This window comes from Aliagarivorans marinus DSM 23064 (assembly GCF_000429485.1).
In the GTDB taxonomy this organism is placed as follows: Bacteria; Pseudomonadota; Gammaproteobacteria; order Enterobacterales; family Celerinatantimonadaceae; genus Aliagarivorans; species Aliagarivorans marinus.
The window spans coordinates 192,560-219,356 of sequence record NZ_AUBY01000008.1; the positions used below are offsets into that span (position 1 = coordinate 192,560).

24 protein-coding genes are annotated in these 26,797 nt (G+C 52.6%); 5 read left to right on the top strand and 19 right to left on the bottom strand.

The window, feature by feature from the left end; genetic code table 11:
* Positions 1-123: 123 nt before the first annotated feature.
* The 10 genes from G461_RS0100875 to pnp all read right to left on the bottom strand — a co-directional run bounded on the left by G461_RS0100875 (position 124) and on the right by pnp (position 11,501).
* Complete coding sequence (locus G461_RS0100875; RefSeq protein ID WP_026970389.1) at positions 124-1,137, bottom strand: metal-dependent hydrolase; 1,014 nt, start codon at positions 1,135-1,137, stop codon at positions 124-126.
* Positions 1,138-1,239: 102 nt separating this feature from the next.
* Positions 1,240-1,851, bottom strand: coding sequence for a GNAT family N-acetyltransferase (locus tag G461_RS0100880; protein WP_026970390.1), 612 nt, complete (start codon positions 1,849-1,851; stop codon positions 1,240-1,242).
* 324 nt (positions 1,852-2,175) lie between these two features.
* Positions 2,176-2,985 (bottom strand): hypothetical protein, encoded by an 810-nt coding sequence (locus G461_RS22840; RefSeq protein ID WP_051333253.1) that lies wholly within the window; start codon positions 2,983-2,985, stop codon positions 2,176-2,178.
* Between the two features lie 368 nt (positions 2,986-3,353).
* Positions 3,354-4,295, bottom strand: coding sequence for a hypothetical protein (locus tag G461_RS26020; protein ID WP_157360191.1), 942 nt, complete (start codon positions 4,293-4,295; stop codon positions 3,354-3,356).
* Positions 4,285-6,171: a motility associated factor glycosyltransferase family protein gene (locus G461_RS0100900; RefSeq protein WP_026970393.1), complete on the bottom strand. Its 1,887-nt coding sequence runs from the start codon at positions 6,169-6,171 to the stop codon at positions 4,285-4,287. Before G461_RS0100900 ends, G461_RS26020 begins: the two co-directional genes overlap by 11 nt.
* Before the next feature lie 255 nt (positions 6,172-6,426).
* On the bottom strand, positions 6,427-6,948 hold the full coding sequence (locus tag G461_RS0100905; RefSeq protein ID WP_245587122.1) for a methylated-DNA--[protein]-cysteine S-methyltransferase: 522 nt from the start codon (positions 6,946-6,948) through the stop codon (positions 6,427-6,429).
* Positions 6,949-6,988: 40 nt separating this feature from the next.
* Complete coding sequence (locus G461_RS22845; RefSeq protein WP_051333254.1) at positions 6,989-7,843, bottom strand: DNA-3-methyladenine glycosylase 2; 855 nt, start codon at positions 7,841-7,843, stop codon at positions 6,989-6,991.
* 13 nt (positions 7,844-7,856) lie between these two features.
* On the bottom strand, positions 7,857-8,486 hold the full coding sequence (locus tag G461_RS0100915; RefSeq protein ID WP_026970395.1) for a LysE family translocator: 630 nt from the start codon (positions 8,484-8,486) through the stop codon (positions 7,857-7,859).
* Positions 8,487-8,509: 23 nt separating this feature from the next.
* On the bottom strand, positions 8,510-9,232 hold the full coding sequence (gene nfsA, locus G461_RS0100920; protein WP_026970396.1) for an oxygen-insensitive NADPH nitroreductase: 723 nt from the start codon (positions 9,230-9,232) through the stop codon (positions 8,510-8,512).
* Between the two features lie 166 nt (positions 9,233-9,398).
* Positions 9,399-11,501, bottom strand: coding sequence for a polyribonucleotide nucleotidyltransferase (gene pnp, locus G461_RS0100925; RefSeq protein WP_026970397.1), 2,103 nt, complete (start codon positions 11,499-11,501; stop codon positions 9,399-9,401).
* 600 nt (positions 11,502-12,101) lie between these two features.
* Here pnp and G461_RS0100930 point away from each other — a divergent pair.
* The 3 genes from G461_RS0100930 (at position 12,102) to G461_RS0100940 (ending at position 15,540) form a co-directional block, all read left to right on the top strand.
* Complete coding sequence (locus G461_RS0100930; RefSeq protein WP_026957343.1) at positions 12,102-13,109, top strand: isocitrate dehydrogenase; 1,008 nt, start codon at positions 12,102-12,104, stop codon at positions 13,107-13,109.
* A gap of 210 nt (positions 13,110-13,319) precedes the next feature.
* Positions 13,320-13,751: a hypothetical protein gene (locus G461_RS22850; protein WP_035478883.1), complete on the top strand. Its 432-nt coding sequence runs from the start codon at positions 13,320-13,322 to the stop codon at positions 13,749-13,751.
* 241 nt (positions 13,752-13,992) lie between these two features.
* On the top strand, positions 13,993-15,540 hold the full coding sequence (locus G461_RS0100940) for a methyl-accepting chemotaxis protein (protein ID WP_026970399.1): 1,548 nt from the start codon (positions 13,993-13,995) through the stop codon (positions 15,538-15,540).
* Between the two features lie 113 nt (positions 15,541-15,653).
* On the opposite strand, the gene G461_RS0100945 is transcribed toward G461_RS0100940, so the two are convergent.
* Both G461_RS0100945 and G461_RS0100950 read right to left on the bottom strand, forming a co-directional pair.
* On the bottom strand, positions 15,654-16,406 hold the full coding sequence (locus G461_RS0100945; RefSeq protein WP_035478767.1) for a hypothetical protein: 753 nt from the start codon (positions 16,404-16,406) through the stop codon (positions 15,654-15,656).
* Positions 16,407-16,484: 78 nt separating this feature from the next.
* Positions 16,485-17,438 (bottom strand): LysR family transcriptional regulator, encoded by a 954-nt coding sequence (locus G461_RS0100950; RefSeq protein WP_026970401.1) that lies wholly within the window; start codon positions 17,436-17,438, stop codon positions 16,485-16,487.
* A 372-nt stretch (positions 17,439-17,810) separates the two neighbouring features.
* On the opposite strand from G461_RS0100950, the gene G461_RS0100955 reads away from it, so the two are divergent.
* Positions 17,811-20,123 (top strand): glycoside hydrolase family 9 protein, encoded by a 2,313-nt coding sequence (locus G461_RS0100955; protein WP_026970402.1) that lies wholly within the window; start codon positions 17,811-17,813, stop codon positions 20,121-20,123.
* 72 nt (positions 20,124-20,195) lie between these two features.
* Here G461_RS0100955 and G461_RS0100960 read toward each other — a convergent pair whose 3' ends face one another.
* Complete coding sequence (locus G461_RS0100960) at positions 20,196-22,079, bottom strand: methyl-accepting chemotaxis protein (protein ID WP_026970403.1); 1,884 nt, start codon at positions 22,077-22,079, stop codon at positions 20,196-20,198.
* A gap of 187 nt (positions 22,080-22,266) precedes the next feature.
* Positions 22,267-22,632, bottom strand: coding sequence for a nuclear transport factor 2 family protein (locus tag G461_RS0100965; RefSeq protein WP_026970404.1), 366 nt, complete (start codon positions 22,630-22,632; stop codon positions 22,267-22,269).
* 233 nt (positions 22,633-22,865) lie between these two features.
* On the opposite strand from G461_RS0100965, the gene G461_RS0100970 reads away from it, so the two are divergent.
* Positions 22,866-23,690, top strand: coding sequence for a 23S rRNA (adenine(2030)-N(6))-methyltransferase RlmJ (locus tag G461_RS0100970; RefSeq protein ID WP_026970405.1), 825 nt, complete (start codon positions 22,866-22,868; stop codon positions 23,688-23,690).
* Positions 23,691-23,707: 17 nt separating this feature from the next.
* Here G461_RS0100970 and G461_RS22855 read toward each other — a convergent pair whose 3' ends face one another.
* The 5 genes from G461_RS22855 to G461_RS22870 all read right to left on the bottom strand — a co-directional run bounded on the left by G461_RS22855 (position 23,708) and on the right by G461_RS22870 (position 26,744).
* On the bottom strand, positions 23,708-24,277 hold the full coding sequence (locus tag G461_RS22855) for an HNH endonuclease family protein (RefSeq protein ID WP_245587124.1): 570 nt from the start codon (positions 24,275-24,277) through the stop codon (positions 23,708-23,710).
* Positions 24,278-24,629: 352 nt separating this feature from the next.
* Positions 24,630-25,361: a nickel/cobalt transporter gene (locus G461_RS25305; protein ID WP_245587128.1), complete on the bottom strand. Its 732-nt coding sequence runs from the start codon at positions 25,359-25,361 to the stop codon at positions 24,630-24,632.
* Between the two features lie 61 nt (positions 25,362-25,422).
* Positions 25,423-25,716: a DUF1007 family protein gene (locus G461_RS22865; protein ID WP_051333256.1), complete on the bottom strand. Its 294-nt coding sequence runs from the start codon at positions 25,714-25,716 to the stop codon at positions 25,423-25,425.
* A complete protein-coding gene (locus G461_RS0100990; RefSeq protein WP_026970406.1) occupies positions 25,703-25,996 on the bottom strand; it encodes a metal ABC transporter permease in 294 nt (97 codons plus the stop codon). Before G461_RS0100990 ends, G461_RS22865 begins: the two co-directional genes overlap by 14 nt.
* A complete protein-coding gene (locus G461_RS22870; protein ID WP_051333257.1) occupies positions 25,989-26,744 on the bottom strand; it encodes a metal ABC transporter ATP-binding protein in 756 nt (251 codons plus the stop codon). Before G461_RS22870 ends, G461_RS0100990 begins: the two co-directional genes overlap by 8 nt.
* Between the last annotated feature and the right edge of the window lie 53 nt (positions 26,745-26,797).

A 26,797-nucleotide genomic window follows, 5' to 3' on the forward strand; every position in this document is an offset into this window, starting at 1 on the left:
TGCGTAAATGACGGAAACTTCGCTCAAGTGGGTTGAGCGGCGTGTTATACCAACCTGGATAAGTTAATGATCAATTACTTATGTATATTGGTATTAGCTACACAATACAGAAAGAGGCTGTGCTTAGCAGCCCCGACATAGGTTGGCGTCAATCTCTTGATCGCCCATCATCCGCAGAAACAGCTTAGGAAGGTAGAGCTCGGCCCCCGGTTTGCGCCCCAACTGCTCTGGTATTTGCAAATCCCACTGATTACCCTCGCCAAGCTGGGCATAGCTGAACTGAAACGCCAGAAAATCCGCCATACCCATACGCAGGTCACTAACAATCAGTTGCTGGTCTTGCTCGCGATAACGCACAAAGCCGCCAGCGAAGTTACGCTGTGCCAGCAGGGACTGAGGCTCGTCAGCCAAGGGCCAAGTACCACGTTCCCGTTCTATAAACGCAATGGTCGGGCTTTTATCGAGTACCGAACTCAGCCCTTCCAGATAGTTGTCGCCATCGAGCACCACTACTCGCCACAATATTGTGTTAAACGGGGTTGGGCTGATAAACACCGGCAGATCACGGTCCCGCCCTGAATCCACTAAGCTCTGCTGCACTCGACCTTCCACTACCGAGAGCGCCACAACACTCCAAAGCAAATACAGGCTGGAGACCGACAAGGCAACATTGCAGTAACGCGCTGCTTTGGGTCTGTTGAACAGGGCAAAGGGGATTGCCAACAGCAGCGGTAAGGTATAGGCCGGGTCGATAATAAAGATGCTGGATACCGCGAAATAGCCCGGCAAGGGCCATAGCAGCTGAGTGCCATAGCTGGTGAAGGCATCAAGCAGTGTATGGGTAATCAGCACCAACCCAACTAAGGCGAACAAGCGCTTGAAGGACCAGCTTGCTTTCAGAAAGTGATGGGCGATTTTGGCTATCACCAACGATAGGCCAAACAGCACAAACAGTGAGTGGGAAAAGCCACGATGCTTGACCATATCCATCACCGGATCGCTGTAGCTAATCAGCACATCCAGATCCGGCAAGGTGCCTAAGGCCGCTCCGGCCAGCAACACCTTAGCATTGCATTGCTTACCCGCTACCGCCCCGGCAACCGTGGCCCCTAATACTGCTTGAGTCAGTGAATCCAAATTGTCTTTCCTGTTAACGCGTAATTTCTATAGAACGCTAACAGTTATACCTTCGGCTTATTGAAGGAACAAATTTGATTGTGAGATAGCCGCTTCCTATGGCTACAAAGTCGCGACTTGCTTGGAGCGCTCAAACTGCGCCCTACTTTGGCTAAACCAGCAACGGTCTTGGGTGCCATCATCAAAGAAGCCATAATCCTTTCCCGCTCGGGCAAAGCCACACTTCTCCAGCACTCGCTTACTTCCTTGATTGTCATCATAGGTATCGGCGCGCAGGCGCTGTGCGCCCATCTCTTCGAAAGCGATATTTGTCAGCAAGCGCGTCGCGGCTGTTGCCAGCCCCTTGCCCCAACTGCAGGTGGGTAGCTGATAGCCAACGTCAAACAGGCCATGTTCCGTCTCTGAGCCATCTTCAGTGGCGCTCGCCACCAAGGCGGCCATACCAGCAAACTCGCCATCGGTATCGACGATTGCCAGCATCAGTTGTGGCAATGCACTCCCCAGCTCAATCGCTCGGCTCATCTGCTCAAACTGAGGGGTAAAGTAGCCGTAGTAAACCGACTCATCGGCAGGTGCAAAGTACAGAAAGCGATTCACCTCTGGCTCAGCCAGCATCGCGCAAATCGCCGGCATATCGGTAGGGCTTAGCAAACGCACCTGATAGCCTTCGATTACAGGGAAACTTTGTCCTTGGGTCAAAACGGAAAGTGGCATGGATACTCCGATAAAACAGCATCGAGCGAAGCGCCATACAGAGAAAGTAAAAGCGGCACTCGGATGCAAACAACAAGTTAACAGAGGCATCCATGACTCTGAGACAGTAAAGCTACGAGCGGGAGTTTGCCATAGCGAGTTTTGCCTCACAACAGCTTACCGGGAGTATCTAACCTTCGGTTCCTCGTTAGCCACTGAATGTGATCAAATGGGGCTATCAATCTCACAGCAAAATTAAGAGACACGATAGGAGCGCTAAACTACCCAAGCTCCAATAATAGCTGGGTGAGCAAACACTCCTTATCGTAGCGTCAAATCGCGCAGCTACTCAAACCGAGCCGGTTTGTAGTCCTTAGCTCCCACGTAGTTCACAGAGCGGATCTCGTTGATTAGTTCGTCGCAGCCACTAACTTGCCTGCAGCATTGTCTAAATACTTTTCTGAGAGTGGGCTTGATGTACGGTTTAGCGACATCGGGACTAATCCCTTTGAGCCTGCAAAAAATGGCCAAAGCAAACAGCAACTCATTAGAAGATAGGTAACCAGAGCGCTGAGAGCTCCAGCCTTGAGTACCCGTGTTGGTATACTGCTGAAAACTAAACGCGGTGTTAGCCGAAAAAATACCAAATCCAAGAAAGACAGCCGTTAGGTCTGTCGCAAACTCCCAGTTCTCCCATCCACCCGGAGGCGGCTCTGGTAAATCACACGTTAAGTAATGGCCAAACTCATGGGCAAAGGTTGCAACCATACGCGCAGGGTTGCTCTCCAGCTTGGGGTTAAATGAGATGTAGGCCTTCCCCTCACGAAGAGAAAAGGTCCCATTTGCTGTACTGGGCGAGCCCTTCACCAACAAGGTGTGCCCCAAATGAGGATCTGCATCGTGCTCTTGACGAATCAATTTGCTTGGCCACTTGGCCATCCCCGCATGAACCTGTACCTGAGCAAAGGTGGCAATCACAGCTTCGTCGGAGGAGCCAACTCGCAATGGAAAGAACTGATCCGTTGGCAATACGAGCTGAGTGTTGTGGTAAAAATCCTCCCCACCAAAATATTTCATCAACCATTTGTAAGTTTCGAGTTGAAACAGCAAATCTTCACCCGCTAAAACGGGTTTTCTTTTAAACAAACCAAACATAAAAATAGAATTTACAAAAGCTTAAATGTCAGAGAAAAACAGACATTGTACCTCCAATAGCACGTCATATCATTGGAATTAAAACATTGGAGAAATGGTCAATATTCACCCACTAACAATGAGCGTTCGACTAAACATTAACCAAACTAAGGTTAATAAAAGAATTCACACATTTAGCACAATATCGGATGACACATTGTCTTCAACGCTGATAGATACGTTTATCTGAATGCTACTCCATAGTTTGATATGGCGAAGCCAATTTAAATAATAATTACAGCTTAATAAGAGGCACGTAATTTAGGATAAACAGTGCCCCAAAAGGGGCACATATGTTACTAAAGTGACTATCTACTTCAAACTACGGCTCATTTATATCCTAGCATCTCAATACATCCACTCGCGTAATATGCCTCGGTGGCATCTTCGTCAAAATAGACATAAGCCATAGCGTCCCCCGTCACAACGTCATTTTCCCAAAACCCTTCCCATGGCTCATTTGGGGATTTTTTGTTTGGCTTAACTTTTATAACGGCAGGAAGATCACCAGAAACTGTAATGTCAGTATGCAGCTTGAGCTGTATCCTTCCGTTGTTATTTTGTTCACCTGTCGCTATGTACGGGCTTTCTTGGTAGCCATAATTTTCGGTACGCTGAGCGATAATGACTCCGTTCTGCAGTTTGAAGCAAAACTTGTCGTACGTACTATCAAACTCGTATAAGTGCGTATCCCTGTAGAAGTCGCGGTAAATCTCAATCACGCCATACTCAATCTCTTTGTTGTAACCACAGTCCCACCCAGACATGCTCGGGCAAGCCATATCTCCAGAATTAAAAGAATCAGAAGAGCCGTAGCTATCACAGGAACCATAACTATCTGACGAACCATAGCTATCACATGAACCAAAACTGTCAGACGAGCCGTAGCTGTCCGACGAACCATAGCTGTCGGACGAACCATAGCTGTCAGACGAACCATAGCTGTCAGACGAACCATAGCTGTCGGACGAACCATAGCTGTCAGACGAACCATAGCTGTCGGACGAGCCATAGCTGTCGGACGAACCATAGCTGTCACATGACCCGTGACTATCTGACGAGCCGTAGCTATCACATGAACCATAACTATCTTGAGCGTCCACATAGCTTATTTCATGAGTTGTCACATCGACTTGTTGGCTGGATTCGGGCGAGGGGCTGTTTATCATGTCATATACAGTACTGATAGTTTCTACCGCATTCGCTACGCCATTGACCGTAAACATGGCTAGGGTTACCGTGGGCATGACGGATCTAACGCTAAATTTCACCTAAGTTCTCCTTTATTTGCTTTAGACGAAGGTTCGCTTGCGTATTCATTTCACTAATAGCCTGCCCAGCGACTTCAAAAAACTCCGCGTGATGTTTCTTATCCAGTCGAGCTAAATGACCGTCAATGCACACAGACAAATACTTGAATGAGCCAGAGAAAAGTACCCAGGCAGCGGAGGCCTCAGAGCTATACCTAAGCTGCCTTAATCTCTCAACTAGGTGCTCGCAAATGCTCATACAATTGTTCAACGGCAAGGCTTCAGACAAACGTATCATTTCATTAAACATCGGGAGCACTCGTTCAATATCCAAGTCCAACGTGGCGAGAGGTTGCTGTCTTAAGAAACTATCCAGCTCTGCTGCTTTAGTGATTGCTGGAACATCTATTGACTTAAGTGAGCGCTGGCGAAACCCAGATATACTGGCACCCGCTGAGCAGTTGCTAAGTTGATATCCGACAAGCTTTCTGGACAGCCGCTCCATAGATAATCTGGCTTGATTGAAAATCCGATTGGAGTGAATCAAGTTGCCGTCAACACCACGAACTTTTATTTCGCTCTTGTATCGAACGGTCTTCAAAGGCCCTTTGAAATCGTAATAATCTGATGTTCTAGAGTGATGATGGGTGTCCTCCTTGAATCCGTAATCACACCCAACCAAATTGATATTCGTAAAACCTAGACTTGCTATGGCCCCAACCGCGAAGTTGGTTACCGTTGGGTTGCAGTACGACAAATCGGTAAGATCGACACCGCATGCTTGGCTCAGCACGGCCTTCCCAACGTCGTTTTTCTTCGAAAACAAGATAGCTTTGGGAAAAAGGTTAGTGATCTCCTGAGCAACAGTATTGAGTGCTAACAAAGTTACATTTTTCGCAAATGAAGGCTCAAACCACGGTGCCTGCACGCGAGCAGTGAACAAGCTTCGTTCCATTTCCGCATGAAAATCAGGCTGAATGCCAGACTTTCTTAGCGGAGCAATCGCAGTCCCACAACTTACAATGATAAAGTCTCGCTGCTTTTCTTTTATGTACTCGAGCTCGTTATCTAAAGAAGGGCCATTACCAATGATTAGCACTGGTAAGTTTGTGCGTAGATTAACGGTGTTCCGATTCACCCTAAAAACATGTTTCTTGGCATTGGCGACTGAGTGTTTCAATCCGATGAGTTCATCATCGAAAAAGCCCCACGCAGACAACCATCCTTGACGCATCTCAGCAAATTGTCCCATGACCGCGTCAAAGAGCTCGCTGTTGTAATGCCGGTATAGGGTCACCTCTGCCAAAAATCCCCAACCGTTGTGATCGAATATGTCTAGCATCGCGCGCGAGAACTCGGGAACGGACTTCGGCTGTAGTATATGTACCGTACCTCCATTACTCTTGCAGCTCGCAACCAAACTATGCAGATCTCCCAGTTCCAATAATGCGAGTAATTGGGCATCGCTGGGCTCTACCAAAACAATATGTTTGAGGCTAAATTCTTCGGACAATTGCGTTAGGTGGTAACCCATTCCACAACCTAAGGCAATCAGGTTTGAGGCATACGGCTTACCATCTTTTCGACCTAAACGATTTGCGGCTTCATTTAGTTGGTTAATCACCTTTTGGTGTAGGTTCTGTGCATTGGGGGTGTTTTTGAAGGAGAGAGAGTAATGTGTCGGAGAGCGTCTAAAATTCTGCAACTGTACTAACGTTTCTTTCTGCCCATCTCCTCCATAAAAAGCTTCATCACCAATACTAAAGTCATTGGCTGATGTAAGCTTCAACTTGTAAAAAGAGTGACTTCTGTGGGCTAATCTACTCGCAAGCTCCGGCGCGATCTCTTTCAATGCATCTAGATTTGCTGAATACTTCGAGCTGGATACTGCTTCCATGTACAACTAACGTCCCTATTTCGTTGCTGCTGCGGAAAGCCTGAAGCGTACCGCCAAACAATAATGATATAATTAACATTTGTATTTTGAACTGTAAATACATGATTTCTCTAGATTGGAACACTCAACCTAGATGCAATGAAAACCGTGATACAGAAGGGACACTCGACACAGCCTTAGGCCTTAAGCTAGGTCCTTTGTGTCGAGGCTAAAGAAGTAAACAGCTGTGCAAGGAGAGTAAATTTCAGCGATATATCATATTGATACAGGTTGAACTCCTAGCACGCTCAACTCATGTTTAATCAACCAATCCTTACGCTCTACCCCGCCGGCGTAACCGGTCAGAGCGCCGTTCTTGCCCATCACCCGGTGGCAGGGCACCACGATTGAGATCGGGTTGCGGCCGTTGGCCGCGCCAATTGCGCGTACCGCGGTGGCTTTGCCGATGCTTTCAGCTTGCTCGGCGTAGCTGCGGGTTTGGCCGTAGGGGATGGCTTGTAACGCTTGCCAAGCCTGCAACTGGAAGTCCGTACCGGGAGCGGCGAGCGGTAGATCGAACTCGCGGCGGCTGCCTTGGTAGTATTCGGCTAGCTGCTTTTGGCAGGCCTGCAATAAAGCGAAGCCGGGGTTGAGCTTAGCGCACGCTGACGGAGATTGCTTGTCGCTAAAGCCCAATCGAAGTAAGCCGTCTTCGTTGGCCTCGGCAAACATCAAACCGATGGGGCTGACAAACTCGCAGAAATAGCTGGGCTTCATGCTGTTCTCTTCCTTGCTCATTGTGTTCTCGTTGTTTTGTAAAGAGTACTGCCAAGGTTGCTCAGAGTCGGTGCCACAGTTGGAAGGTGGCGTAGCTGCCCCAAGGGCTGACTTGATCGGCGCTCAGGCTTAGGTTTTGCTGCTTGAGCGCATTCTTAACCCCGAGATCCGAGTCCAAAAAGATATCACGACTAAGGCCTGCTCGCAGCTTCACATAGTTTACCGTCCAGGGGCCAATCCCCTTGAGCGCCAACCAATCATCTGGATTGGCATCGCCATATTCTGCGCAGTAGCCAGCCAGCCGGCGCAGAGCTTCGCGCCGGGCACCGGGCATTTTTAGAAAGGCCAGCTCTGATTGAGCAATTTGGTCTGGTGTTGGGAACAGGCGCCAGGTTTGCGCCTCTACATCAATGACACTAGCTAACTCATCAACGACTTGTTGTACCAAGTTGCGCGCAGCGACCACCGAGACCTGCTGACCCAATACCGCTCGCACACCCGCTTCAAAAGGGCTGATAATGCCGGGGATGCGCACGCCGTCTATCCAGCCAGCACCCAGCGCACCGGGCTTTAGCTGGGCTTCGACTTGGGAAAGATCGGCATCTAAGTCGAACTGCCGCCTTACCGCTGCTTTCAGTGGGTCTATGTCTTGGGCGTGCTGCAGCGAGGCCTGCATTTGCAGTGACTGACTAGCGCCTTCATGCTGTACTTGGTACACCGCCCAGCCTGCAGGCAACGCAATAATGCGCTGATAAACACTCTGTTCTTGTTGCTCTTCTAGCCCTTCCTTACCTTCCCGCCCTTTCTGCCCTAGCCTCTCAACACCATCCAAGGCCCGCGAGCGATAAAACCCCAAACAGCGCAGCCAATCAAATTCTCCAGCAAACTCTAAGGGGCAATCTAGCTTGGTTAACACATCAACTCCTTGCTTAGCGGTGACTAGCGGCTAGCGCCACGCCCGCCCCGACAAAGCTGCCGGCGAACAGCCGCGATAGCAGCTTGCCTGAGCGGCGCTGTCGCTGTGCCTGCCAGAGACGACAGCTGAGATAGGCATAGCCAGCTAAGCAGCTCGCAGAAAGGAGCAAGAAAGTGGCCACCAACACACAGAACTGCGGCAACAGCGCTTGCTGGATATCGATAAACTGCGGAAACAAGGCACTGGTAAAGGCTAGTGCTTTGGGGTTACTCAGCGCAGTGAGCAAGCCTTGTAGATAGCTTCGCCAAAGCCCGCCAGGAATGCGCATGCGGCTGGCCGCATCGCTGGAAGCTTGAGTGAACCCATGGCGCCACAGCTTGAGTCCCAAATAGATAAGATAGGCCGCCCCCAGATACTTAATCAGTAAAAAGCCCACTGCCGAGTTGAGTACCAAGGCACTTAGGCCGAGCACCGATGCTGCCGACATCAGCAGCAAGCCGGTGAGATTACCCGCAATGGCGCAGCAGGCGCTGCCCATCCCCTTGCTAAGCGCATGGGAGACTGCCAACAATACCGCAGGCCCCGGCACTAAGGTCGCTACCAAGGCCAAGGCTGAAAAAGCCAGCCACGTTTCAACACTCATAGATCCTCCCTGACACAATCTAACTAACGTTTAGCCAATCCTTTCCCGTTAAGGTAATCGCGCATAAACGGCCGCGTCTCCTTGCTAAGCTTGGCACCGACCTGCTCAGACCAACCTTGCTGCTTGGTGTTGCTGCTGCGAGCTTGGTAATACTCTCGCATGGTTTGGTCATAACGCGCTACGCTGGCTTTGTCCAAGCTCTGGTAACTATCTTGATGAACCAGCACCTGCGGGCTTAACCGAGGTTTTAACTCAGGATCTTGCGCCGGGTGGCCCAGACACAATCCAAACAGTACCGCACAGTGCTGCGGTAAGCCCAGCAACTCATCGACTTGCTGTGGCGCATTACGCAGCCCGCCGATATACACCCCACCTAGCCCAAGTGACTCGGCCGCCAGCAAACAGTTTTGCGCCATAATCCCAGCATCGATGGCACCGATAAGGGTCAGCTCGGTAAAATCGCTCTGTACCTCTGAATTGAACTGATGATGACGCTGGAAATCGATACAGAACACCAAGAACTCCGCAGCACTGGCCACATAGGCTTGGTTACCGGCAAGCTCGGCCAACTTCGCGCGTTTTTCGCTGTCGCTTATGCGGATGATCGATACCGCCTGCAGCAAGCTGGATGATGAGGCGGCAATGCCGCTAGTGATAATGGCATCGAGCATTTCAGCCTCAATGGCTTGCTCGGTGAACTGGCGAATGGAGCGGTGCTGTTTGATGGTTTGGATAACCGGGGTCATGGATTGCGTTCCTGAAAATAAGACGCCCCAGTATATACCTGAACAAGCTCAAGATGCTTGTCCGGGTATACCTATGTCATTGGTAGAACGAGCAAAAGTTTGTCTTTCAAAACGAAAAAAGCCGCCCGATTGGGCGGCTCGATAGCAAAGGGTTTAGACCGACATCTTATTCAGCCGCAGGTGCTTCGCCTTCTTTAGCTTCTTTGATGCTCAGGCGCACACGACCTTGACGGTCAACTTCCAGCACCTTCACTTTCACGATATCGCCAACTTTCAGGTAGTCAGATACGTTCTCTACGCGCTCTTCAGCGATTTGCGAGATGTGTACCAGACCATCTTTACCCGGCAGGATTTCAACGAAGGCACCGAAGTCAGCCAAACGTACCACTTTACCAGTGTAGAACTGGCCAGCTTCAACTTCAGCAGTCAGCAGCTTGATACGCTCGATAGCGTCTTTTGCTTGTGCGCCGTCGGTAGCAGCAATCTTAACGGTACCGTCGTCTTCGATCTCGATGGTAGTACCAGTCTCTTCAGTCAGAGAACGGATGGTTGCACCACCTTTACCGATAACGTCTTTGATCTTGTCAGTGCTGATCTTGATGGTGTGAATGCGTGGCGCAAACTCAGAGATATCGTCGCGAGAGGTGGCAATCGCTTCGTCCATCACACCCAGGATGTGCAGACGGGCACCGCGCGCTTGGCGCAGAGCGATTTCCATGATCTCTTTGGTGATACCTTCGATTTTGATATCCATCTGCAGCGCAGTAATACCGGTAGAAGAACCAGCCACTTTAAAGTCCATGTCGCCCAGGTGGTCTTCGTCACCCAAGATGTCAGACAGAACCACAAAGTTGTCGCCTTCTTTAACCAGACCCATCGCGATACCCGCAACAGAAGCCTTGGTTGGAACACCAGCGTCCATCAGTGCCAATGAGCTACCACACACAGAAGCCATTGAGCTTGAACCGTTAGATTCGGTGATTTCCGATACCACGCGAACGGTGTAAGGGAACTCTTCTGCAGTAGGCATAACCGCCAACACGCCACGCTTGGCTAGACGACCGTGACCAATTTCACGACGTTTCGGCGAACCGATAAAGCCAGTCTCACCCACACAGTATGGAGGGAAGTTGTAGTGCAGCATGAAGCGCGAAGTTTGCAGACCGTTTAGGGTATCGATCATCTGAGCATCACGCTCGGTACCCAGAGTACAAGTTACCAGAGCCTGAGTTTCACCACGGGTGAAGATAGAGCTACCGTGAGTACGTGGCAGTACGCCAGTCTGTACGTCTAGCGCGCGGATCATATCTGGTTCGCGACCATCGATACGTGGCTCACCGGCGATAATGCGTGAACGTACAACTGATTTTTCCAGCTTGCTCAGCTCATCGCTTACATCACCTGCATCCAGCTCTTCGTCAGCTTCGGTTAGCTCGCTAACTACCGCTTTCTTGATTTCGCCTACTTGCTCGTAACGCGCTGCTTTATCGGTGATTTGGTAAGCTTCAGTCAGCTTGTCTTTCGCCAGACCAGCCACTTTCTCTTTCAGCTCAACGTTTACTGCAGGAGCTACCCAGTCCCAAGTTGGCTTGCCAGCTTCGGCTTTCAGCTCGTTGATCGCTTGGATAACAGTCTGAGATTGCTCGTGGCCGTAAACTACCGCGCCCAGCATTACGTCTTCAGACAGCAGCTCAGCTTCAGACTCAACCATCAGTACTGCGTTTTCAGTACCAGCTACCACCAAGTCAAGCTTGCTCTCTGGCAGCTCATCGGTGGTTGGGTTAAGAATGTAGTTACCATCAACGTAACCTACGCGAGCAGCACCGATTGGACCGCTGAACGGAATACCAGACAGGCTAAGAGCCGCAGAGGTACCGATTAGCGCAACGATGTCTGGGCTAACTTGTGGGTTTACCGACACAACAGTAGCGATAACCTGAACTTCGTTAACAAAACCGTCTGGGAACAGTGGGCGGATTGGACGGTCGATAAGACGAGCAATCAGAGTCTCTTCTTCGCTTGGACGGCCTTCACGTTTAAAGAAACCACCTGGGATTTTACCCGCAGCGTAGGTACGCTCTTGGTAGTTTACGGTGAGGGGGAAGAAATCTTGACCTGGGCTTGCTTCTTTCTTACCTACTACGGATACGAATACCGCAGTGTCATCCATGGTTACCATCACAGCGGCAGTTGCCTGACGGGCGATTGCGCCAGTCTCGATGGTCACGGTGTGCTCACCGTACTTAAACGTTTTTACGATAGGATTCACTTGAATTTCCTTTTAAATTTTCTCTTCTTTAATGCGCGCACAAGTATAATGCAATGACCCTGCAAAAGATAATCTTTGTTATTACCCTTTGATGACTATCGGAGTTGTTCGTATTTTTGTTGAGCATTCGCGCTGAGTAACCCGCTATAGCTCGCCCTAACGGCAACTAACAAAGGACTCATTTTCACTCAGTTTTCCCCGTTGTTAGCCCTCATAAGATCCTAAAAACGGCCAAGTGAATCGGTGCCGTCAATGACGGAGTAAAGGCCGCTTAGAGGACCAAGCTCAACGTTACAGACGTGCTACAAGCATCGACACCTCTTACGAGCCAGCCTATACTGCTGGGCGTAGCCGCGCAGAGCGTTTGATATTGTAAATTTTTATGATTGATACCAAGGTCTTAGGTTAAGCGCTTTGAGTATTTAGTTAAAACTATGTAAACTTCCGCTGCTACTGGGCAACTGCCCTCCCAGCTACATCGACATGGAGTCACCGGGACTGGACACCTCAACAAGGTTTAGCCACGGCAACTTGGACACACACGCCAAGCCCGCCACCAGCCCTTTTGCTCCCCCTAAGACCTAGGAACAGGAAAGAAGTATGTCAACTAGAAGGATCACCGTGATTCCCGGCGACGGCATCGGCCCCAGCATCATCGAGAGCGCCGTAGCCATTCTTGATAAAGCCGGATGTAATTTCGAATACGACTACGCCCAGGCCGGTCTCTGCGCCCTCGAAGAAGAAGGCAACCTCCTCCCCGAACGTACCTTAGAGCTTATCGAACAAAACGGGATCACCCTGAAAGGCCCGCTAACTACCCCCGTTGGCACTGGCTTCACCTCGATTAACGTATCCCTGCGTAAGCAGTTCGACCTTTACGGTAACGTACGTCCGGTTCGTTCGTTCAAGGGCACCAAGGCCCGCTACGAAGACATCGACATTATCACTGTGCGTGAGAACACCGAGGGCATGTACTCCGGTGTTGGTCAAAAGCGCAGCGAATGCGGTGACAGCGCCGAAGCTATGAGCGTAATTACCCGTGAAGGTGCCACCCGTATTGTGAAATTTGCCTACGAGCTAGCCCGCCGCGAAGGCCGCAAGAAAGTCACCGCAGTACACAAAGCCAACATCATGAAGTCCACCTCAGGTCTGTTCCTGGAAGTGGCGCGTGAAGTGGCCAAGCAATACCCCGACATCGAATCTGAAGAGATGATTGTCGATGCCTGCTGTATGAACCTGGTGATGTACCCAGAGCGCTTCGATGTGATTGTCACCACCAACCTGTTTGGCGATATCCTGTCTGACTTGTGTGCCGGCCTAGTCGGTGGCTTGGGCATGGCACCGGGCGCCAATATCGGTGAGCGGGCAGCGATTTTTGAAGCAGTACACGGCAGCGCGCCGGATATCGCTGGTAAGAACATTGCCAACCCAACCTCGGTGATCCTGGCCAGTATCCAGATGCTGGAATACCTCGGTATGGAAGATAAAGCCAAGGCCATTCTGGACGCGGTGAAAGACGTGATTGCCACTGGCGATCGCACCACCCGCGATTTGGGCGGCAGTGCCGGTACCGATGAGTTCACTCAGGCAATCCTAGAGCGCCTTTAAGTAACAGACACCGGCATCAAAGGGTCGCGACTGAGCGGCCCTTTTTATTTCCACCTCTCGCCAATCCCTAACTGCGCAAATGACCTACGCAGATAACCTGTGCAAATAAACGCCAATCAGCACAGCGCTTACAAATGCGTTGCGCAGTTCACAGTCTATCCGTCGATTAACCCGCAGAATGCTTGCAAAATCTTTCGCTGGGAGTTCGTTATGGGAATTTTAATCGGTGGCGTGGGCGGCGCCTTACTACTCGGTCTGTTTGCCATTCTCACCAAGGCCAGTGGCCTGCACGGATTGGGCAACTTCGCCTATCTGATTACTGTTGGCATCACGGTACTTGTTATTGGCCTTGTGGGAGCGCTCACGCAAGGCAGTATCAGCGAGCAGTTTACGCTCAAAGGCATGGGGGTTGGCGTATTGGCCGCCGCCAGTTGGGCGGTGGCAATGCTGCTGATTACCTTGGCGCTCACCCGCTTCGCCACGCCAGTCTCGGTGCTCACGCCAATCTTTAACACTAATACCTTAGTAGCTGTGCTCCTCGGTTTATGGGTGTTTGCTGAGTACAAGCAGGTGCAGATGGCACCGTTGTTGTTAGGCGCAAGCCTGATTACCGTTGGCGGTATTTTGGTTTCGCGGGCTTAGCTTATACGGGTGGTAGGGCGCTGTGTTACCACCTAGCGCCCGGCGGCGAAACTGCTGTAGTCACTCGCCTATCGCAAGTGACTCATCTGTCACTAAAACGCTGAAAACATGGATAATTCAACCACACTAGATCCAGATCAATAGAACTATCAACTGACACCAAAGCATCACTTGACACTTCCCACCACGAAGTGATGATATTTTGACCTTTACGTTAGCCGCTCACGAAAGGACGCCACGAATGGATAACGAGGTACGTTATGCCGATGACATCAGCTTGATCTCCACCACCGACCCGAAAAGCTACATCACCTACGCCAACCAACACTTCTGCGATGTATCTGGCTTCGCTAAGCAAGAACTTGAGGGGGAAGCGCATAACATGGTGCGCCATGGCGATATGCCCAAGGCCGCCTTCAAGCAGCTCTGGGAGTATCTACAAGCTGGTCAAAGCTGGATGGGCTTGGTGAAAAACCAATGTAAAGATAGTGGCCACTATTGGGTCAGCGCCTTTGTCACCCCCATCAAAGATGCCGCTGGCAACATCATCGAATACCAGTCGGTGCGCAGCCGCCCAGAGCGTGAGCAAATTGACCGCGCAGGCGCCTGTTACCAAGACATTCAGCAGCAAAAACAGCCCAAGCAATTGCACCGCCCGCGCTTGAGTTACTCCCGGCTCAGCCAGCTATGCCTGCTGGCAATACTCGCCCTCAGCGGCGCGCTGCTTGCGCTGCCCCAGCTCGCGATACTGCAGGCCTTCGTCCCGCTGTTTTGCCTGTGCGCGCTGGGCTTACTATGGAAGCAACGAGTGCGTATGAACAAGCTGCGCCAGCTGGCCGAGCAGGCCTACAGCAACCGCTTAATGGAGCCGCTCTACAGCGGCCACTTTGACGAGTACTCCCCCATCGAGCTGGCACTGCGGATGCGCCAAGCCGAACTTCGCGCGGTGGTGGCGCGCAGCAGCGAAACCTGCAACGACATCTTACTCAACGCCGAGCAAGAGCTTGCGCGCACCCAAGATATTCAGCAAAGTGCGCAAGCCCAAAGCAGCGAGACCGAGCAGGTGGCAACGGCAGTTAATGAGATGAGCCACTCCTCGCAAGAGGTGGCTGAGCGCTGCGAGCAAAGCGCTCAACTAAGCCAGCGGGCCAACGAGGCCACCCACCAAGGTAGTCAGGCGATGCAGCACACCAACGATGCGGTGCTGGCGCTACACCAAGAGCTGAATCAGGCACAACAGGTAGTCGCTGCACTTGAGCAAAACAGCAAAGAGATTGAAACCATCGTTGAGGTGATCGGCAGTATTGCCGAGCAAACTAACCTACTGGCACTCAATGCCGCGATTGAAGCGGCGCGCGCCGGTGAGGCCGGTCGTGGCTTTGCAGTGGTCGCCGACGAGGTGCGGGCACTCTCAGTGAAAACCCATCAATCCACCGAACAGATCCACGATATCACCCGCGCCCTACAAGGCACGGCATCACAGGCCATCGACAGCCTAACCAGCAGTGAGCAACGCTCCAATGACTGCTTAGACAGGGTCGCCGAAACCTCCGACAGCTTGGAGCAAGTTAATCAGCTGATCGCCGAGCTCAACGACACCAGCTACCAGATCGCCACCGCTGCCAACGAGCAGGCTAAGGTGAGCCAAGCGGTGAACACGAACTTGCAAAGTATTAACCAACTGGCCGATCAGACCAACGCCCATTGCGATGACTCGGTGAGCCACGTCTCAGAGCTGGTCGAGCAGTTACAGGCGCTGCGCCGCTTAGTCGAGCAGTTCGCCCGTTAATCAGGCTAAGCAAAAACACAAACAGCGACCCAAGGGTCGCTGTTTGCTTATCGACGCGTTGACCGAGCGGAGGCTCAATACTCGGGTCAATGCGCCAGATGATCGTGTGCTTGCTAGCCAGCTTTAGTAAAGCGGAAGGTTTGCAGCGCTTGCTCGCTACCCTCGATAAAGGCGTAGGTATCAATCTTCCACACTTGGTTGCCCGCGAAGCTCAGCTCGATGCGCACATCGCTGCTAGCAATACCTTGGTAGATGGTGGCATCTACATCAGTCGGATAAAAACTGATGCGCTGACCGCCATCAATCGCTTCTCCGGCAAAGCTTACCACCACCTCGGTGGCCTGATTCACCAGCTGCAAGCTATGGCCCTGCTCAGGCGAGAAAGCGAAACTGGCGTTAAGCGCCAAGCCTTGCTCAGCAGTAATCGCGACCTCGGCGCTGGATAGCGAGCTTAGCGCGCCCTCGGCCGTTACATTGTCGATGCTGCCGCTGACTGCCTTGTTTTGAATGTTGACATGCCACTGGCCAACGAAGTTTTCCAACTCTTGCCATTGCTGAGGCTGCCGCTCGGTGTTGCCACCACCGATGCTGGCGATGGCCGCATCACGGCTGGCGTTTTGGTCGCTGCTGCGTTGATGGCGTAGATCTTCACTGGCCCCCGCTACGCCGCCAGCCACACCACCGGCCACCGCGCCTTTCACCGCTAACTCGGCGTCGCCGGTTAGTGCCCCCATGGTCATCCCTAACAAGGCGCCACCCATGGCACCTTGCTTTGTCGCTGCATTGGGATCTTCGCGATCGATGTTGGAACAGGCGCTTACGGCCAAGGTAAACAGAACAGGGACAGTCAAAGATTTAAAGCTCATAACACGCATTACCTATCATCAATCAAATAACAGGATGCAGCATAAGTAGCTTGAGTCCAGATGGCTAAGCAGCAGCGCTTATTGGCGTGATAAGCAATACTTATCAGCTTTTTCAATTTGCTCTGCCAACACCTCAGCTATGAGGTTATGCAGCCACTTTTTTACGGGGTTGTGTCGGTTACGCACATGGCAATAGCTGAATACGTCCATTTCATAGGGGTCGCCAGCCACATTGAACGCCATCGCCCGCAATTGTGGATATTGATAACTAGGAAAGAGATTGGAGTGCGCCATGTACATATCACTGGATTCAACCACGTCGATTAACGCGGTGACAAACTCCGAACGAAAACCGCTTCGATAACTCAGGTTGTGTCGCTTCATTGCCTCAGCCACCAGTATGTAGTCCTCGTTCCAGTCGGGAATAATCAGCGACGCAATCTCCAAGCCTTCAAGGTCTTCTAGTTGCACGGTCTGTTTACTCAAGGGATGTCCTTGGCGCACAAACACCATCCCCTTCACCGTGACCAGTTGCTCTGTAACCAGCGTTTTAGAGGTCCCCAGATCGTAATGCACCCCTAGCATCACTGAGCCGTTCTCCAGCTCGGTAAGGGTGGAAGCGTTCCAGCTCACCAGCTCGATGTTCGCCTTGGGCGCCGCTTCGCGGATCCGCTTGAATAAAGTGCCTGCACCGCCAGATAACATCACCGGAGACAGAGCAATCTTGAGGGTTTGCTCCAGTTTTAGCGGATCGAACTCGGAGGATTGATTTAACACCTCCGCCAAGCCTGTCAGATGAGGCGCAATGGCTATCGCCAAGCTCTCGGAAAAAGGCGTCGGCTTCAAACCTCGCGGTACTTTGACAAACAGTTCATCATCGAAGTGATGGCGCAGTTTGACCAGCGCCTGGCTGATGGCTGGCTGGGATACCCGCAAGCGCTCGCTGGCTTTGCGCATGTTCAGCTCTTGAGAGAGGATTAAAAAGGTTCTGAGTAAATTGAGGTCGAGGTTTTGATAGAGGTCTTTGTTCATTACAGGCAGTAAAAGCGGCGAAGAGCTGCACCTATCTTAGCACTGCTTTGCTTGGGGGAACTGAAGAAAGCTTTCGTTTTGCGGACTTTCGCGACTTCTCCATACTTCCCTTTCTTATTCACCCCTCAATGCCATCCACTTTAGGTCAGTAATGACTGACTTACCGTTTACCATAAATCTGTTTCACAGTTTTCACCAGTTCACCCCGCAACATGGAAATCTGTTTCATCCGCTTTCGCATAATTAATGTCGACTCTCAAAATAATTTAATTTGACTGGTTAATATTCTCTTTTAGGTGGGCATTATCCAAGCAATCCGATGGAAAATAGAGCTTCGGATCTGGATAAAGTTCACGACATAAAGGAGTAGCTATGAAAGCACCTCGCTATCTGCTCGCCACCACTTTGCTGGGCCTGAGCCCACTGGTGATGCCGCATACAGCCTTGGCAGATCAATTGTTTAATAACGGCGATTTCAGCGATGGAACCAACGCCTGGTGGGTGGCCGGCGGCCGCATGGAAGCGGAAGATAATGCAGTGTGTGTCACCTTTGACCATACTGGCAGCAACCCTTGGGACATCATTCTCGGTCATAGCGGGATGGGTTTAGCAGAGGGTGCAGAATACCAACTGAGCTTTAAAGCCTGGGCCGACAAAGAGACCGAACTTAAAGCCCTTATTCAGCATGGTGGTCCTCCATACACCCATTACATCATTCAAGACATCGCGGTGGGTAAACAGCCTAAAGAGTTCAGCTTCACCTTTACCATGGAACACCCCAGTGACATGAAGGGTGAGTTCCATTTCCAGATGGGCGCCCAAAAACCTGCAACTATCTGCGGGACTGATTTCTCTTTGATTGGCGAAAGCTACTCCATGACCCGCTTCGCCGAGCCGGTGCGGATTAACCAAGTGGGCTACTTTACCGGCAGTGAGAAGATTGCCTCGGTGGCCAACGAGAGCCAGCAGCCAATATTTTGGGATCTGGTGGATAGCGATGGCGAACTGATTGAAGCTGGCGCTACCCAGATCTTTGGCACCAACCCTGAGTCGGGCGAATGGCTGCACTTGGTCGATTTCAGCTTTGTGACCGAGCCTCATCGTCAGGTACGCCTGATTGTCGATGGCAAAGAGAGCTACCCCTTCGATATCGCTGATGATATCTACAGCCAGCTCAAGCATGACGCACTGAGTTACTACTACCACAATCGTTCAGGCATCGCGATTGAAGAGCGCTTTGTACAGCGCCCAGATCTCGCCCGCCCAGCCGGCCACCCAGAAGACGTGGTGACCTGTTTTGATAAAGCCGACGCGCAAGGCAACAAGTGGCCGGGCTGTGACTTCAGCATCGACACCACCGGCGGCTGGTACGATGCCGGCGACCACGGCAAGTACGTGGTGAACAGCGGTATCAGCACCTGGACGTTGCTCAACCTGTATGAGCGCAGCCAGTACCTCGACAAGCCAGAGCCGTTTGCCGATGGCAGCCACCCAATTCCAGAAGCGGGGAACGGCGTCAATGATCTGCTCTCTGAAGCGCGCTGGAACGTCGAGTTTATGCTGGCCATGCAAGTACCACAGGGCAAGAAAGTCTACGCCCCAGTGGGTAACCAGCTAGAGAGCCTGCACCAGCTCAAGCTAAGCGAACTGGAAGCCGGCGGAATGGCCTTCCACAAGATTGCCGATGACCGCTGGACTGGCAAGCCACTGTCTCCCGCTGACAGCCATGAAAACCGCTATGTAGGCCAGCCAAGTACTGCCGCAACCCTTAACCTGGCAGCGGTAGGGGCGCAATGTGCGCGTATCTGGAAAGACATCGACGGTGACTTCGCCAAGCAGTGTCTAACCGCTGCGGAGCAGGCATGGCAAGCAGCCAAGCGCTACCCTGAGGTCTATGCCTACGATAACTTCACCGGCTCTGGCCCCTATGATGACTTCAACCTTGAAGACGAGTTCTACTGGGCGGCGGCTGAGTTGTACCTAAGCACCGGTAAGAAAGACTACCTGGATGCGGTAACCAGCTCGAGCTTCTTCCTGAACACGCCTAAAGGGGATATTCAAACCACCGGTGATATCTTCTGGCAGCAAGTGGGTCCTTTGGGCACCATCAGCCTGGCCGTTGTCCCCTCGAAGCTCGATGCCAAGCATGTGAAAGCGGCCCGCGAGGCGATCATCGAAACCGCCGATAAGTACGCAGCGCAAGTCTACACCCAAGGCTATCGCCTGCCCTACCAAACCGAGGAGTACCCATGGGGTTCAAACTCGAACGTGGTGAATCGCGGTATTTTCTTAGCCTACGCCAGCGACTTCAGTGGCGACAGCCGTTACCTGCAAGCTGCGGCCCACGGTATGGATTACCTGTTAGGTCGTAACCCACAAAACTTCTCCTACGTGAGTGGTTACGGCACCGATGCGCTGAAAAATCCGCATCACCGCTTCTGGGCGCATATCGTTGATGAGAACTACCCACTAGTACCACCGGGCGTGCTAAGTGGTGGCCCGAACTCGATTAGCTTCAGCGACCCCGCTGCCGCATCGCTGAAAGGCCGCTGCATCATGCAGACCTGTTACTTGGACGATATTGGCGCATGGACCTTGAACGAGGTGACCATCAACTGGAACGCGCCACTGATGTGGGTAGCCAGCGTACTGGATGAGCAAGCACTGGCGGTTGCTGATAAGTAAGCAGCGAGCTTAGATGTATTACCAATAAAAAGGGCCTGCGATATTGCAGGCCCTTTCTGGTTGTTAGCACGGCTACAACTTAAACACTTCCACCGACTGATTAAGATCCCCCGCCACCTCAGACAAACGCCCGGCTAGCTCGGTATTCCCTTGAGCATTCTCGAAGGTGTTCTTAGCATGGTCGTTAATCTCTACAATGCTCACGTTGATCTCACTGGCCACATTGGTTTGCTGCTCGGCTGCGGTGGCGATCTGGCTGTTCATCGATTGGATCACCTGCACCGCTTCTTGGATGGCAGTCAGCGCCTCGTTAGCCACGGCAGAGCGTTCAGCGGTACTTTGCGCGCTCTGTACATTACCACCCATTAAGCTCACCGATTTTTTCGCCTCGCCCTGCAAGCGGGTGATCATCTCTTGAATTTCATTGGTGCTCTCTTTGGTGCGATTAGCCAAGCTGCGCACCTCATCGGCGACCACCGCAAAGCCGCGTCCTTGCTCGCCCGCACGGGCGGCCTCAATAGCAGCGTTGAGCGCCAGCAGGTTGGTCTGCTCGGAGATGCCATCAATCACATCGAGGATACTGCCAATGCTCAGGGTGGATTGTTCGAGGCTATTGATCACCCCCTGCACCTCTTCCACCCCTTGCAGCAGCTCATTGAGCTGGGCATTCATGGAGGTTACCACCTCCATGCCGTCTTTGGAGCGATGGCTTACATCATCAACCGCGCTCGAGGCCTCTAGCGCGTTACGCGCCACCTCTTCCACCGTTACCGTCATCTGGTGCATCGCGGTGGAGGTTTGCTCGAGTTGCTGCATCTGCTCCTCCGAGCTTGCCGACACCTCGCCCGAGGAGGTTGCCATCGCCTGCGATGAGCTGGCCACATCTTCGGCGGAGCGATTAATGCTGGTAATGGTTGCCCGCATATTCTCCACCATCTGTAGCATCGCTGCGTAGACCCCGGTCTCTTTGCCCGTGCCGGGTTCTAGCTGCAAGTCGCCTTTGGCGACTCGTCGCACCATCGCTTCAATCTCTTTCGGCTCGCCACCAATCGGCAGGTACATGATGCGAGTAATCAGCAGATAAGTACCAACCAAGCTTAAGCCAATCACGACTAGTGAAAGCAATACCGTCGTCAAGGCATTGTCGGTAGACGCCTCGGTGATGTCGTCCCACTTATCCCACGACCACACTGTCCACTTTAAGCTAGGAATACGCTGGGAGACGACAAAGTACTCGTCGCCGTCGTGGATATAGCTGTGCTCACTGGAAGGTGCTGAGTTATAGGGCTGGTAAGAAGGATAAGAATCAAACAAGCTCTCACCGATCAGCTCAGGTATTGCCGAAGCCAGCAAGAAGCCATCCTCACGGGTTACCCATAGCTGCAGGTCATCGGATAGACCATCCACAAAGCGGGTAATGTCTTCAAGGCCCAGGTTCATACTCAGGATGCCGACAATCTTGCCTTGACGTTTCACCGGCACCGCCATCGCCATCACAATGTTCTTGCTGGCGCTCAAGTAGGGGGTGGTGATGATATAGGCTTCATCGTTTAGCCCGCGTCGATACCATTCGCGGTTTAACGCTTTGGCATTAAAATCGGGAATAAAGCCGCCGTTATTGGCGGCGAAGGTGGCCCCGGACTCCAGCCCAACATAAGAGTTCAACACCTTGTTGGTCTCTTTCAAGGAGAGCAGCAGACGTAGCAACTCTTTCTCATCAGTGATGCCCGAAGCGTCAACCGGTAGCTCTTCCGACACTGTTTTAAGCGAGTCGAAATAGCGTTCCATTTTTTGCTCTAGTGCGTGGGCAATCAACTTGGAGCTACTCTCGAGCTGTAAGGTGTAGGCGCTAACCGACGCCGAACGAAAGTTAATATAACTGGTCACCGATATCAGCAAAATGCTGATGACAAAAAGCGCTGCAATACAGCTGATGATCTTGGCCTTGGCTGACATGTGTTTCTCCCTGTTACCCTGTCGCTAGCAGCCCCCTATTACTGTTGTTTTGGGGGGGATGGACCTAAGCCTAGTAAACGAAGGAGAAATGTGGGGGGAATTGCAGCGAGCAGCACGCCCTTTTGAGAGCGTGTTGGCAAGTTCGCAGGGGCTTAGGCCAAGTGAGGCAGCTACGCAGTAATCGCAGCTATTCAGTAATCAAGCTGCTGTGGGCGACCAGCACTTGCCAACGCCCGTTGCGCTCAACCCAAACGCGAGAGAAGCCAAAGCGCCCATTGGCTTGCTCGCCATCAAACATACCGCTTATCTGCGCGGTCACCACCACCACGGCGGCCTGCTGGATGGGACTGATCTGCATCGCTTCCAGCTCGATATTGTGGAATAGAAACAGCCGCTCGCGATGAAAATCCAGCTCTTGCAACTTATCCATGCGTTGCCCGAGGTGGTTGGTAAACACCAAGTCATCGGCCAACAGCTCGCTAAGTTCGGTGGTATCGGAGTAGAGCATGGCCAAACGTAAACGCTCTTCAAGCGTCTCTATCAACGGGATCATCAACTCACACCTTCTGTGGGCAAAGAGATGACTGCTGGCCAACAACACAACTGATACCTAGCAGCCACTGATAGTTATCATATTAATATGCGCAGCTAGGCGCTACCACTGAAAGTTTGCCATTCTGCCGCATCCACCACTGGGTTGCCCCAGAGGCAGTCCGTTCGGCAAAACAGTCGACACCAGCGCCGCGGGTGGTAAAATTGCCCGCCTCACTTCCAGACGAGCCTGTCATGCTAAGTTATCAACACGAATATCACGCCGGAAACCACGCCGATGTCCTAAAACACTGGCTGCTTATCGAGTGCGTTCAGCACCTGCAGAAAAAAGATAAGCCCTTTGATTACATCGACACCCATGCCGGCGCTGGCTTGTATGACCTGAACTCCAAGGAAGCGCGCAAAACCGGCGAGAGCGATCACGGCGTAAACAAGTTCGACCTAGCAGAGCAACCCGGCCTGGAAGCCTACCACCAACTGGTCAGTGAGCACTTAGGCCAGCAGCGCTACCCCGGCTCGCCGATGCTAGTGAAACAGCAACTACGCCAAGGCGACCGCGCCTGGCTATTTGAGATGCACCCGCAAACCATCACCAAGCTGGAGCAAAGCTGCGCCAAGCGCCGCTCGTGTATGGTCCACAAAGAAGATGGCTTTAAAGGCCTGCTGCGCCTGCTGCCCACCCCAAGCCGTCGCCCACTGGTACTGATTGACCCCTCTTATGAGATCAAGTCCGACTACCAAACCGTGGTCAAGGTGATGTCGCAAGCCTACAAAAAGACCCCGCAAGCGATGCTGCTGCTGTGGTACCCCATGGTGCATCGCGCCACCATCGACCAACTGGAGCGCGATATTCAGGACAGCAATATGCGTGATGTACACCTGTTTGAGCTAGCAGTGGATGAAGACCATCAACAAGGCATGACCGCATCCGGCATCATTGCGGTAAACCCGCCGTGGACCTTAGCTGAGCGCTTCAATCAGGTGATGCCTGCCGTATCAGAGCAGCTGGCAGTGGATGCTGTATCGCGCTGCCGTTATGAGCGATTGATTGCTGAATAAACGCCTTTGGCGGAGCACTACTCCGCCAACGCCAAAGCGTCACTACAGGCTTGAAGCATTCTTGAGATAATACGCCGCTCTGCAGGCACATACTCGAGCTGGTACTTGCTCACAATGCCGTCGAACAAGCTTAGGTACTCACAGCGATACTCATGTGCCGGCGGCATCCACTCATCCGGGCCTTTGTCGCCCTTTTGGCGATTCAACGAGGCGGAGACCGGTAGCAGGTTGTCCCAATCGTTGGCAAATTCAGCCTTTTGCTCGCGGCTCCAGCGCCAGGCGCCGCGCCCGTGGGCCCAGCTCAGTGGCACGATATGATCAATATCGATATCACTGGCCGCATAGAACTTCTCCCCTGAATACACGCCCTGCCATTTTCCGCCATCAACCACACACTCGCGCTCGTCCCGATAGCTGACCGGCTTAACCGACATGGCCACCAAAAGCTCGGCGCGGGTATTGCGGCAATCACCGTTGCGGTCCAGCCAATGGGGGTAATCACGGCGATTATAAGGCGTGCTGTAGAGCCGCCCTTCCTGCTCTGCTTCAGCGATAGCTTGAGCGGGGGCGGCGGCATTCTTCGGCAACCTACCACCGCTTTGTAAGCAGGCCGCTAAGCTGTCAAAGTCGGTGAAATTCTTGGTTCGCTGATAGCTCGGGGAGCTTTGCTCGTGGCAGATCCCGGAACGGCTAAGCTTTACCGGGGAAGCGTGAGCTGAAGGAAATAAAACTGGAGAAAAGGAAACTGAATAAGCGGAGACAATCAGTAGCAGGGGGAGAGCAATAGTCTTAAAACGCGGTAACACACTAACATCACAAGCAAAAATCGATTGGGGCCATTACAGCATATAAGCCCCCGAATGAGAACGGCGACAAGCTTTCATCATCAACCTGCCACCATCAACAACACCGCGACGCTAGCGGACCAAGGTAGATGAGCTAGCGGGCAAAGATAGGCGAGTTCACCGGTGACACCATCACCGCTGGCTGGCTAAACATCAGCAGGCCCATTGCCCCAAGCAGCAGCGCAAAACTCAGAGTAAGCGTTAAAAACAGGTAGCGGGCAAACGCAGAGTCGCTACCCATATACCGGCGCAGCACACTACCACCGAAGCGGGCAAATAGCGCGAGGAAGGCCACCGGCTTCAAGGAAAACGCTTGGCCTCCTTCGACAACCAAGCTAGATGTCTTCTTCACCTTAAGGCTTGGCGCACTGCTTTTAAACGCCTTCAGGCCATTCCAGGCAATACGCACCGCCAGCAAACTCATTAGCGCATAGCTGATGCGAATAAGATGTTGCGACTGCTCCGTCATCTCGGTGGTGCTGCTGGCCAGCACTAGCATACAAACCGTTACCATCGTAATAGCAACTGCGGCTTGCATCAGCGAAGCCGCCAGCGATAGGCCAACCGTTGTGGCCAACTTGGTGGGATGGGTGGCGAGATAGCCGGAGATGATCACCTTGCCATGGCCCGGTCCAATGGCATGCATAACCCCGTAAACGTAGCTGGCGGTGGCCGCATAGTAGGCGGTCTTCCAAGGATGCAAATGCACTTGGCTAAACAACTGGCTGATTTCGCGGTTGAGCTGCATCTGCAGTAGCTTCGACAGGAACAGCAGCTGCGGGAAGTAATGCCAAAGCGCTGCACACAATGCGGCAAACACCAGCATAGACACAGCGAGCCCCCGCCACGCTTTGGGGGCACGCAAACGCGCAAACTTCAGGTTGGAATCAGAGTAAATCACAGCGAACCTCACCGTGCTGGGTAAACATCTCTCCCAGACTGTCGTCGGGGTCGGCATCGGCAGGCAGTGACAAGGCGTAGTTTATCAGCTCTTGGCTGGGTGTTGGCTCGATGATATCCACCTCGCACAGCCCTTGTAGCTCAATCGACAGCTCCAAGTCCATCTCCCCCCGCCAGCTCATATCGATAAAGTAGCTGGGATCATAGACACGCAGTGAAAGGCTCTGCTCCGACAACGATACCGGCTCAGCCAGCGGCAGATAGAAGCTAAAGCTGACCACCCGCCCCTGCCAGTAAGGCCACCAGCAGACCCGCAGCTAGCCCGCCAAGTGTCATGGTGACCGCTGATAAGCCATACAGCAAGTAGGCCAAGGCCGCTCCGGGCAAAATCGCATGGGCCATCGCGTCGCCGGTCAGGCTCATTCGCCGTAGCATCAAAAACACCCCAACCGGCGCAGCACCAAGCGATAGCACCACGCAGCCAAACAGCGCCCGGCGCATAAACTGGAACTCAACGAATGGGTCGAATAGCAAGGAGAAAAGGTCAAACAACTCAGGCATAACGACTGGCAGGCTCTTCTTCGGTGGGCACAAGCTTGAGGTGACTCGAGGTTTCTCCCCACACTTTAGCGATGTTCTCGGCCACCAGCACCTCACGACTCGGCCCCAAGGCAATGGCTTCACCGCTTAGCAATAAACAACGCTCAAAGTGGCTGCGGACGATCTCTAAATCATGGATGGCAGCGACCACCGTGCAGCCTCGGCGCTGCAGGCTAGCGAGCTCATCGAGCAATAGGCTAACGGTGGCCTCATCGACTCCATTAAAGGGCTCATCGAGCAATAACAACTTAGACTGCTGAAGCATGGTTCGGGCAAACAATACCCGTTGGAACTGACCGCCAGAGAGTTGGTCGAGCATACTATCGGCCAGATCGGCGATGTTGAGTTTCTCCAGCACCGCATTCACTTGCAGCCGATGCGAGCGGCGGAAGCCTCGCCAAAGGCCAAGCTGGTTCCACAGGCCAGTGCTGACAAATTGGCGAACATTCACCGGGAAACTGCGGTCGACCTTGCTGGCTTGTGGCAGGTAGGCGATATCACGCCTCGGGTTTAGCGAGTAGTCGAGCTGGCCCGTCAGCGGCTTCATCGTGCCCCGCAGCACATTAAGCAGAGTCGACTTACCCGCCCCGTTAGGCCCAACCAGAGCAAGACTCTCGCCCTTGGTAAGCGCAAAGCTCACTTGGCTGAGTATCGGCTGGGCCGGATCGTAACCCAATGCCAACTCGGTGACAGCGGCAACCTTAGCCATTACTGCAGCACCTCGTTTGCGCAAAACAGCAGCAGCGCGGCAATCCCAAGCAA

Excerpts from the sequence above, each read along its gene's own strand:
- G461_RS0100880 (WP_026970390.1), bottom strand. The coding sequence starts at position 1,851 with ATGCCACTTTCCGTTTTGACCCAAGGACAAAGTTTCCCTGTAATCGAA.
- G461_RS22840 (WP_051333253.1), bottom strand. The coding sequence starts at position 2,985 with ATGTTTGGTTTGTTTAAAAGAAAACCCGTTTTAGCGGGTGAAGATTTG.
- G461_RS0100900 (WP_026970393.1), bottom strand. The coding sequence starts at position 6,171 with ATGGAAGCAGTATCCAGCTCGAAGTATTCAGCAAATCTAGATGCATTG.
- G461_RS0100905 (WP_245587122.1), bottom strand. The coding sequence starts at position 6,948 with ATGAGCAAGGAAGAGAACAGCATGAAGCCCAGCTATTTCTGCGAGTTT.
- G461_RS0100915 (WP_026970395.1), bottom strand. The coding sequence starts at position 8,486 with ATGAGTGTTGAAACGTGGCTGGCTTTTTCAGCCTTGGCCTTGGTAGCG.
- nfsA (WP_026970396.1), bottom strand. The coding sequence starts at position 9,232 with ATGACCCCGGTTATCCAAACCATCAAACAGCACCGCTCCATTCGCCAG.
- G461_RS0100930 (WP_026957343.1), top strand. The coding sequence starts at position 12,102 with ATGTCAACTAGAAGGATCACCGTGATTCCCGGCGACGGCATCGGCCCC.
- G461_RS22850 (WP_035478883.1), top strand. The coding sequence starts at position 13,320 with ATGGGAATTTTAATCGGTGGCGTGGGCGGCGCCTTACTACTCGGTCTG.
- G461_RS0100940 (WP_026970399.1), top strand. The coding sequence starts at position 13,993 with ATGGATAACGAGGTACGTTATGCCGATGACATCAGCTTGATCTCCACC.
- G461_RS0100945 (WP_035478767.1), bottom strand. The coding sequence starts at position 16,406 with ATGAGCTTTAAATCTTTGACTGTCCCTGTTCTGTTTACCTTGGCCGTA.
- G461_RS0100950 (WP_026970401.1), bottom strand. The coding sequence starts at position 17,438 with ATGAACAAAGACCTCTATCAAAACCTCGACCTCAATTTACTCAGAACC.
- G461_RS0100955 (WP_026970402.1), top strand. The coding sequence starts at position 17,811 with ATGAAAGCACCTCGCTATCTGCTCGCCACCACTTTGCTGGGCCTGAGC.
- G461_RS0100960 (WP_026970403.1), bottom strand. The coding sequence starts at position 22,079 with ATGTCAGCCAAGGCCAAGATCATCAGCTGTATTGCAGCGCTTTTTGTC.
- G461_RS0100965 (WP_026970404.1), bottom strand. The coding sequence starts at position 22,632 with ATGATCCCGTTGATAGAGACGCTTGAAGAGCGTTTACGTTTGGCCATG.
- G461_RS0100970 (WP_026970405.1), top strand. The coding sequence starts at position 22,866 with ATGCTAAGTTATCAACACGAATATCACGCCGGAAACCACGCCGATGTC.
- G461_RS25305 (WP_245587128.1), bottom strand. The coding sequence starts at position 25,361 with ATGCTGGTGTTTGCCGCATTGTGTGCAGCGCTTTGGCATTACTTCCCG.
- G461_RS0100990 (WP_026970406.1), bottom strand. The coding sequence starts at position 25,996 with ATGCCTGAGTTGTTTGACCTTTTCTCCTTGCTATTCGACCCATTCGTT.
- G461_RS22870 (WP_051333257.1), bottom strand. The coding sequence starts at position 26,744 with ATGGCTAAGGTTGCCGCTGTCACCGAGTTGGCATTGGGTTACGATCCG.